General features: G+C 70.5%; 7 protein-coding genes. All 7 read left to right on the top strand.

The features are described from left to right. Positions 1 to 393 precede the first annotated feature (393 nt). The 7 genes from thrB (at position 394) to prmC (ending at position 9660) form a co-directional block, all read left to right on the top strand. A complete protein-coding gene (thrB, locus tag ACFWM7_RS11540) occupies positions 394 to 1311 on the top strand; it encodes a homoserine kinase (RefSeq protein WP_383258384.1) in 918 nt (305 codons plus the stop codon). A 389-nt stretch (positions 1312 to 1700) separates the two neighbouring features. Beyond that, on the top strand, positions 1701 to 3734 hold the full coding sequence (gene rho, locus ACFWM7_RS11535; protein ID WP_383258383.1) for a transcription termination factor Rho: 2034 nt from the start codon (positions 1701 to 1703) through the stop codon (positions 3732 to 3734). 291 nt (positions 3735 to 4025) lie between these two features. Further along, positions 4026 to 5780, top strand: a complete 1755-nt coding sequence (locus ACFWM7_RS11530) for a trypsin-like serine protease (RefSeq protein WP_383258380.1) — start codon at positions 4026 to 4028, stop codon at positions 5778 to 5780. A 263-nt stretch (positions 5781 to 6043) separates the two neighbouring features. Continuing rightward, positions 6044 to 7147, top strand: coding sequence for an LCP family protein (locus ACFWM7_RS11525; RefSeq protein ID WP_383258378.1), 1104 nt, complete (start codon positions 6044 to 6046; stop codon positions 7145 to 7147). Positions 7148 to 7311: 164 nt separating this feature from the next. Further along, positions 7312 to 7536 carry a 50S ribosomal protein L31 gene (gene rpmE / locus ACFWM7_RS11520; RefSeq protein ID WP_356748002.1) on the top strand — a complete coding sequence of 75 codons (225 nt, stop codon included), beginning with the start codon at positions 7312 to 7314 and terminating at the stop codon, positions 7534 to 7536. Between the two features lie 155 nt (positions 7537 to 7691). Further along, positions 7692 to 8768: a peptide chain release factor 1 gene (gene prfA, locus ACFWM7_RS11515; protein ID WP_383258375.1), complete on the top strand. Its 1077-nt coding sequence runs from the start codon at positions 7692 to 7694 to the stop codon at positions 8766 to 8768. 46 nt (positions 8769 to 8814) lie between these two features. Next, complete coding sequence (prmC, locus tag ACFWM7_RS11510; protein ID WP_383258372.1) at positions 8815 to 9660, top strand: peptide chain release factor N(5)-glutamine methyltransferase; 846 nt, start codon at positions 8815 to 8817, stop codon at positions 9658 to 9660. Positions 9661 to 9673 lie beyond the last annotated feature (13 nt).

Here is a 9673-nt window from a genome sequence, read left to right as displayed (position 1 = left end):
GCCCAGGGGCAACCGATCGTGGCAACGCCGCCCTGTCGACCGGGGCAGCGCCACCCCGCAGATGTGGCGACGCCACCCCGTCAACCGTGACAACCCAGCTCAACCGCCCCCTTTCGGGGCGGAGAGCGCATAGGAGGCGGGCGACACGCATCGTGCGCCTCCTGTGCGCCCTATGTCGCGACAGAACCTTCCTTCGATAAGCTGTACCCCATCCGCCCGACACCCGCCCGACGGTCCGCTGCGGTACGGCAGCCGTCGTGGGCGAACACGGGGCGGGCCACCGGATCCCCTGTACGTCCCGGTGCGCACTGTGTCCCGCCCGTCCCCGCAGACCCCGCCGCCGCAGATCCACCGCACTGCATCCCCGCCGCCTTACAAGGAGTGGTCCGACCGATGGCCGGTCCCGCGTTCCGAGCCGCCGCCGTCAGGGTGCGCGTCCCCGCCACCAGCGCCAACCTGGGCCCGGGTTTCGACGCCCTGGGCCTCTCGCTGGGGCTGTACGACGACGTCGTCGTCCGGGTCGCCGACTCCGGGCTGCACATCGACATCGCAGGTGAGGGCAGCGAGAGCCTGCCCCGCGACGAGAGCCACCTGCTCGTGCGCTCCCTGCGCACCGCGTTCGACCTGCTCGGCGGCCAGCCCCGCGGGCTGGAGATCGTCTGCGCCAACCGCATCCCGCACGGCCGCGGCCTCGGCTCCTCCTCCGCCGCCATCTGCGCCGGGATCGTCGCCGCCCGCGCCGTGACGACCGGCGGCGACGCCCGCCTCGACGACGCGGCCCTGCTGGAGCTGGCGACCGAGATCGAAGGGCACCCCGACAACGTCGCGGCCTGTCTGCTCGGCGGATTCACCCTCGCCTGGATGGACGGCGGCGCGGCCCGCGCGATCCGGATGGACCCCGCCGACTCCGTCGTGCCCGTCGTCTTCGTACCCGGGCGTCCGGTGCTCACCGAGACGGCGCGCGGCCTGCTCCCGCGCACCGTCCCGCACGTCGACGCGGCGCTCAACGCCGGCCGGGCGGCCCTGCTCGTCGAGGCCCTGACCCGCCGCCCCGAGCTGCTGCTCGCCGCCACCGAGGACCGGATCCACCAGGAGTACCGCGGCCCGGCCATGCCGGAGAGCGTGGAGCTGGTGCACCGACTGCGCGCCGACGGCGTGCCCGCGGTCATCTCCGGCGCGGGGCCCACGGTTCTCGCGCTGACGGAGGAGGGTTCGGCCGACAAGGTCGCCCGACTGGCGGGGGAGGGCTGGGCGGCGAATCGGCTGGCCCTCGACGCCACGGGCGCCACCGTGCTGCCGCTGGCCGCGTAACCGCATGTGATTACCGGTGAGCGAGAGGGGGAATGTTTGTTGGAGCCGGTAGTGTTAACCTCAAGTCTGCAACCGACGTCTTTGAGGCGCGTTGCTTCGTGTCCCCCTCCGGGACCACCATTCTTCCGGGAGCCTCCCCAACTGCCTGAGCAGCCTGCCTGAGCAGTTTCGAGCACGCTCCGGAACCGGCACGACACCCCTCGCTCGTCCAGGAGTGGGCCGAGCAGGGGGATCTCGCGCCGGACCCCGCACGTTCATCTCTCCGCCGTACCCGGCGGACCACCGCCCCGGCAAGGTCCGCGATCCAGCAAGATCAACAGACCGCAGTCGGACAGCACAACCGGTCGCCGAGCCAGAAGGCCGACGTCCGCTCCAGGGAAGGACCCTTCGTGAGCGACACCACCGATCTGATGGGCGTCACTGCCGACAAGAACGTCGACAGCGCCGCGCCCGCCGAAGGTGCTGCCACTGGCACCACCGCACGGCGCCGCCGCTCCGGCACCGGCCTTGACGGCATGGTCCTGGCCGAGCTGCAGCAGGTCGCGTCCGGCCTCGGCATCAGGGGCACCGCGCGGATGCGCAAGAGCCAGCTGATCGAGGTCATCAAGGAGGCGCAAGCGGGTGGCGGATCCGCCGCCCCCAAGACCTCCTCCAAGGCCGCAGAGGCCCCCGCCGAGGCGGAGAGCAAGCCCAAGCGCCGCGCGACCTCGAAGGCGCGCACCGGGGACGAGGGCGCCGCTGCCGCCGCCGAGAAGGACACGGCCGCCCAGCAGCAGATCGACATCCCCGGTCAGCCGGCCAGCGACGACCAGCCCGCGGGCGAGCGTCGTCGCCGTCGTGCGACCGCGCAGGCGGGCAGCCCCGACACCAAGACCGAGGCGAAGACCGAGGTCAAGGCCAAGGCGGAGCCCCAGGCCGAGCAGAAGACCGAGGAGCGGGCCGAGCCGAAGGGCGACGCCAAGGCCGAGGCGGCCTCCGACACGGCCGAGGGCCGTCGCGGCGACCGCCAGGGCCGGGACCGCGGCGACCGTGAGGGCCGCCGCGAGCGTCAGCGCGACCGCCGCGGCAAGGGCGACGACCAGGGCCAGCAGGGCGGCGGCGGGCAGCGCCCGCAGCGTCAGGGCCAGGGCGGTCAGGGCCAGCAGAACCGTGACAACGGTCCGCAGGACGACTTCGACGACGAGGCGGGCGGCCGTCGCGGCCGTCGCGGGCGCTACCGTGACCGCCGTGGCCGCCGTGGCCGCGACGACTTCGCCGGCGATGTGCAGGTCGCCGACGACGACGTCCTGATCCCCGTCGCGGGCATCCTGGACATCCTCGACAACTACGCGTTCATCCGGACCTCCGGCTACCTGCCGGGCCCGAACGACGTGTACGTCTCGCTCGCCCAGGTCCGCAAGAACGGCCTGCGCAAGGGCGACCACGTCACCGGCGCGGTCCGCCAGCCCAAGGACGGCGAGCGGCGCGAGAAGTTCAACGCGCTGGTCCGCCTCGACTCGGTCAACGGCATGGCGCCGGAGTCCGGCCGCGGCCGCCCGGAGTTCCAGAAGCTGACCCCGCTCTACCCGCAGGACCGGCTCCGCCTGGAGACCGACTCCAACATCCTGACGACGCGGATCATCGACCTGGTGGCCCCGATCGGCAAGGGTCAGCGTGGCCTCATCGTGGCCCCGCCGAAGACCGGTAAGACCATGATCCTGCAGGCCATCGCCAACGCGATCACGGTCAACAGCCCCGAGTGCCACCTGATGGTCGTCCTGGTCGACGAGCGTCCGGAAGAGGTCACCGACATGCAGCGGTCGGTGAAGGGCGAGGTCATCTCCTCGACCTTCGACCGTCCCGCCGAGGACCACACCACCGTCGCCGAGCTGGCCATCGAGCGCGCCAAGCGTCTCGTGGAGCTGGGTCACGACGTGGTCGTCCTGCTCGACTCGATCACCCGTCTGGGCCGCGCGTACAACCTCGCGGCGCCGGCCTCCGGCCGCATCCTCTCCGGTGGTGTCGACTCGACCGCGCTGTACCCCCCGAAGCGCTTCTTCGGCGCCGCGCGCAACATCGAGGACGGCGGCTCGCTGACCATCCTGGCCACCGCGCTCGTCGAGACCGGCTCGCGCATGGACGAGGTGATCTTCGAGGAGTTCAAGGGCACCGGCAACATGGAGCTCAAGCTCGACCGGAAGCTCTCGGACAAGCGCATCTTCCCGGCGGTGGACGTCGACGCGTCCTCAACCCGTAAGGAAGAGATCCTGCTCGGCACTGACGAGCTGGCCGTCGTCTGGAAGCTGCGCCGGGTGCTGCACGCGCTCGACCAGCAGCAGGCGATCGAACTCCTCCTGGACCGGATGAAGAAGACCCAGTCCAACGCGGAGTTCCTGCTCCAGATCCAGAAGACGACGCCGGGCAGCGGAAACGGCAACGACTGACCGGGCTCAGCGGTACAAAAGGCTCTGTCCCCTCACCGAGGTGAGGGGACAGAGCCTTTTTCCGTCTCCCTGGTTCCCTTTTCTTCTTCTTTTCCTTCTCTGCACATTCCCTTGCCGTTGTTACTCACGTAATATTTGGGCCAGTTGAGGTGGGGGGCCATCGAGGCGGAACAGCAGAGGCGTGAGCCCTGCGGTGATCCGCCCTGCGCTGTGCGCAGTTCACGCATCCCCGCCGTATCCCGACCGGCGGGGCTTTTCCGTGCCGCCGGTTCCTATCCGAAGGATCACCGCGTGCACATACGCACCACGGGGGGCCGGCACGCGCGCCGGCTCAGACTCGCCGTCCCGGGGGCGGCCGTCACCGTTCTCGCCCTCGTCGGCACCGCGCTGACGATGTCCACCTCCCAGGCGGAGGAGCCGTCGCCGTCGCTGTCCGCGGCAGCTGCCGAACGGCCCGTCTCCCCGCCCGACTCGGTGCTGCGTGAGCGGATCGCCGAAGCCGCGGCGGCCGAGCGCAAGGCGCTTCCGCCGGCCGAGTTCTCCCGGGGCGACGGCCCCACACCCACGCCGATGGTCATCGGCGGTACGCCGACGCCGATCTCCGCCGCGCCGTGGATGGCGCAGCTCTGGTACTCCGCCCCGGACGGCACCGGCTTCTTCTGCGGCGGCGTGGTCATCGCGCCCACGAAGATCGCCACGGCCGCGCACTGCGTGGACGGTTACAACTGGGGGGAGTACGGCGTCGTCGCGGTCGGCAACGCCTCCATCGAGCCGAGCGACACCGAGTTCGTCGCGTTGCCCTACCGCCAGTGGAGCCACCCGCTCTACCGGGACAACGAGGGTGCGGCCGACAACGACATCGCCGTGCTGACGGTGGACCGCGTCCTCCCGGCCAAGCCGCTGCCCCTGGCGTCGAACACCGACACCGCGCTCTACGCGCCGGGCACGCAGGCGAAGGTCTACGGCTGGGGCCGTACGACCTCGGCCAGCGACGACATCTCCACGACCCTGCGCTCGGCGACGATCCCGATCGTCTCGGACGCGGCATGCCGCGACTCGTACGGCAGCAACTACTTCGTGGCGGGCCACATGGTCTGCGCCGGCAAGACGGGTGCGACCGACGCGGAGACCACCGGGTCGTGCAACGGTGACTCCGGCGGCCCGCTGGTGATCGGCGGCAAGCTGGCCGGCATCGTGTCGTGGGGCATCGAGGACTGCGTCGGAGAGGGCGCGTACAGCGTCTTCGCCAAGATGACCACGTACGCTCCCGCCGTCAACGCGCGGGCCTACGACACGAATCCCACCTACGACCACCGTGCGGACCTCGTCGCGCGCAATGCGTCCGACAACGACCTGTACCTCTTCGCCTCGACGGGCAGCGGGATGAAGAAGAACGAGTTCGGTGACGACTGGGGCGGTATCAACGTCCTGCTCCAGACCGACCTCAACCGGGACGACGAGCAGGACCTCCTGATCCGCGGCCAGGACGGCAACCTGTACTGGCAGTGGTACAGCCCGGCGTCCGCGGAATGGAACGTCAAGCAGCTGGCCACCGGCTGGGGCACCCGCAAGCAGATCCTCGCCCCCGGCGACCTGACGGGCGACGGCCACCCGGACATCCTCTCGACCGACTCCTCCGGCGGCTTCTGGCTGTACCCGGGCAAGGGCAACGGCACCTTCGCCGCTCGGACCAAGATCGGCGGCGGTGGCCTGAACTTCAACATGGTGCGCGGCAGCGGCGACTTCACCAACGACGGCAAGGCCGACATCATCGCCCGCGGCAGCGGCGGCAAGATGTACCTCTTCAAGGGCACCGGCAAGGCGAGCGCCCCGTTCGCGCCCAAGGTCCTCGTCCGGACCTGGGACGTGGCCACGGCCCTGGTCACCACCGGTGACTTCACCGGCGACGGCCACGCGGACATCATCGTCCGGGTGAAGACCGGGGAGCTGTACCTCTACCCGGGCACCGGCAAGTCCGACAGCGACATCTTCGGCGCCCGCAAGCTGCTGGGCACCGGAGCCAACAACTACAACCTCTTCGGCTGACCTCGGCCCGCCCGAGACCTTGACCACATCCCGTACGGCCGCGCAGCAGCCCGCACGATCGCTGTAGGGAGCGCGAAACCCCAGGTGAACGCCGCCTCACGGCTCGTACGCCCGTAAGGCCTGTGGCCCCCGTCCCCGGACGGGGGCCACAGGCGTGTATGCAACCCTTCTTGGTGCTTCGGCCGTCCCACCAGGAGAGGCCGACCGGGCGTGGACCACCACGGCAGGGGGCAGACGGGCAACAGGAGTGACGAGGGAGACGCGTGAGCGAGCAGAGCAGGAGCACGGGTCGCATACGCGGCACCGGCAGCCGACGGAGGAAGCCGACCCGCCGGCACCGTGCCAAGGTCGTCGCGGCCTGGACGGTGGCGGGGGTCGTGGTCGTCGGCGGGGCCGGTCTCGGCTACGCCTACATGGCGCTCGACGGCAACCTCTCCAGCATCGACATCGACGCCAAGCTCGGGACCGACCGTCCCGACGACGTGGACGACGGCTCGCAGGACATCCTGGTGCTGGGCTCCGACTCGCGCTCCGGTGACAACGGGAAGTACGGCGAGGACGAGGGCGCGGCCCGCTCCGACACGGCGATGGTCGTGCACGTCGACAAGGGCCACAAGTCCGCGAGCGTCGTCTCGATACCGCGCGACACCCTGATCGAGCGCCCCGGCTGTGAGAGCGACACCACCGGCGACCAGGTCCCCGCCGAGCACCGGGCGATGTTCAACACCGCCTACGAGGTCGGCGGGCCGGCCTGCGCGGTGAAGACCGTCGAGTCGATGTCCGGCATCCGCATGGACCACTACCTGGAAGTCGACTTCACCGGCTTCAAGAAGCTCATCGACGAGCTCGGCGGCGTCGAGATCACCACGAAGACCGCGATCGACGACTCCAAGAGCCACCTCGACCTGGAGCCCGGCACCCACACCCTGGACGGCGAGGAGTCCCTCGGGCTCGTCCGTACCCGCAAGAGCGTCGGCGACGGCAGCGACCTGGGACGCATCCAGCTCCAGCAGGCGTTCATCAAGGCGCTCATGGAGCAGGCGAAGAGCGTCGGGGTGTTCTCCAGCCCCAAGAAGCTCTACGGTCTCGCGGACGCCGCCACCAAGGCCGTCACCACCGACTCCGGCCTCGGCTCCGTCAAGAAGCTCACCGGCTTCGCCAACGGACTCAAGGGGCTCGGCGCCGACAACGTCCACATGGTGACCCTGCCCGTGGAGTACGACCCCGCCGACCCGAACCGCGTCCTGCCCCAGGAGAAGGCCGGCCGGCAGGTCTGGGCCGCCCTCAAGAACGACCGGCCGATCCCCGCCTCAGCCACCGAGAAGTCGGCCGGCGACAAGGGCGACGCCGACAAGGTCGTCGAGTAGCCCCACCGGTCACCCTGCGTGCGCGGCCGGTCGGGGAATACCTGCGCTCCGGCCCCGGTTTTGGGAGATACGGCCGGTCCTGGCAGACTGGTACGTCGGCCCCGGTTCACGGCCCCGCAAATCCGCGCGGACGACCCGGCGCCCTCCCGAAACTAGGAGACACCTTGAAGCGCGAGATCCACCCCGAGTACGTCGAGACGCAGGTCAGCTGCACCTGCGGTGCGTCGTTCACCACCCGGAGCACCATCGACAACGGCACCATCCGTGCCGACGTCTGCTCCGAGTGCCACCCGTTCTACACGGGCAAGCAGAAGATCCTCGACACCGGCGGCCGCGTGGCCCGCTTCGAGGCCCGCTTCGGCAAGGCTGCCGGCTCCGCCAGCAAGTAGCGAGCCACTGCGCCGGTTCCTGGCGCCCTCTTTCCGGGGGCGTCGGAACCGGCGTTTTTTCCGGTCGGGTGCCCGGGGGAACCCCCGCAGGACACCCACCGGGCAGTACGCCCTCCAGCAGGCCCGCAGATTTCAGACCAACCAGGAGCCCCCGCATGTTCGAGGCGGTCGAGGAACTGATCGGTGAACACACCGGTCTCGAGAAGAAGCTCGCCGACCCGTCGGTCCACGCCGACCAGGCCAACGCGCGCAAGCTGAACAAGCGCTACGCGGAGCTGACCCCGATCGTCTCCACGTACCGGGCCTGGAAGCAGACCGGCGACGACATCGAGACCGCCCGCGAGTTCGCCGCGGACGACCCCGATTTCGCCGCCGAGGTCAAGGAGCTGGAGAAGCAGCGCGAGGAGATCACGGAGAAGCTCCGCCTCCTCCTCGTCCCGCGCGACCCCAGCGACGACAAGGACGTGCTCCTGGAGATCAAGGCGGGCGCGGGCGGCGACGAGTCCGCCCTGTTCGCCGGCGACCTGCTGCGCATGTATCTGCGCTACGCCGAGCGCGTGGGCTGGAAGACCGAGATCATCGACTCCACCGAGTCCGAACTCGGCGGCTACAAGGACGTCCAGGTCGCCGTCAAGACCAAGGGCGGCAACGGCGCGACCGAGCCCGGCCAGGGCGTCTGGGCCCGGATGAAGTACGAGGGCGGCGTGCACCGCGTGCAGCGCGTGCCCTCCACCGAGTCGCAGGGCCGCATCCACACCTCCGCCGCGGGCGTGCTCGTCACGCCGGAGGCCGAGGAGGTCGACGTCGAGATCCACGCCAACGACCTGCGTATCGACGTCTACCGCTCCTCCGGGCCCGGCGGGCAGTCCGTCAACACGACCGACTCCGCCGTCCGCATCACGCACCTGCCGACCGGTGTCGTCGCCTCCTGCCAGAACGAGAAGAGCCAGCTCCAGAACAAGGAGCAGGCCATGCGCATCCTGCGGTCCCGCCTGCTCGCCGCCGCCCAGGAGGCCGCCGAGCAGGAGGCCTCCGACGTGCGCCGCAGCCAGGTCCGTACCGTCGACCGCTCCGAGAAGATCCGGACGTACAACTTCCCGGAAAACCGCATCTCGGACCACCGCGTCGGCTTCAAGGCGTACAACTTGGACCAGGTGCTCGACGGAGAGCTGGACGCCGTCATCCAGGCGTGCGTCGACGCCGACTCCGCCGCCAAGCTCGCCAACGCGTAAGCGCCCCGCCCGCCCCGCACACCCGTAAACCGTACGGAGAACCGCGATGAACCTGCTGCTCGCCGAGGTGGCCCAGGCCACCCAGCGGCTGGCCGACGCCGGTGTCCCCTCACCGCGATTCGACGCCGAGGAACTCGCGGCGTACGTCCACGGGGTCAAGCGGGGCGCGCTGCACACGGTGCCCGACACCGACTTCGACGCCCGGTACTGGGAGACGATCGCCCGCCGCGAGGCCCGCGAACCCCTCCAGCACATCACCGGCCGCGCCTTCTTCCGCTACCTGGAACTCCAGGTCGGGCCCGGCGTCTTCGTGCCCCGGCCCGAGACCGAGTCGGTCGTCGGCTGGGCCATAGACGCGGTGCGCGCGATGGACGTCGTCGAGCCCGTCGTCGTCGACCTGTGCACCGGATCGGGCGCCATCGCGCTCGCCATGGCGCAGGAGGTCCCCCGCTCCCGCGTACACGCCGTGGAGCTGTCCGAGGACGCCCTCAGGTGGACGCGGAAGAACGCCGAGGGGTCCAGGGTCACCGTGCACAAGGGAGACGCCCTGAGCGCCCTTCCCGAGCTCGACGGCCAGGTCGACCTGGTGATCTCCAACCCGCCGTACATCCCGCTCACCGAATGGGAGTACGTCGCCCCCGAGGCCCGCGACCACGACCCGGAGATGGCCCTGTTCTCCGGCGAGGACGGCCTCGACACCATCCGCGGCATCGAACGCACCGCCCACCGTCTGCTCCGCCCCGGCGGCCTCGTCGTCATCGAGCACGCCGACACCCAGGGTGGCCAGGTCCCCTGGATCTTCACCGAGGAGCGGGGCTGGGCCGACGCGGCCGACCACCCCGACCTCAACAAGCGCCCCCGGTTCGCCACCGCCCGCAAGGCCATGCCGTGACCGGCCCCCGGCT

This window comes from Streptomyces sp. NPDC058375, assembly GCF_042723425.1.
GTDB classification, from domain to species: Bacteria; Actinomycetota; Actinomycetes; order Streptomycetales; family Streptomycetaceae; genus Streptomyces; species Streptomyces durocortorensis.
This window is presented reverse-complemented; position numbering and strand designations above follow the sequence as displayed.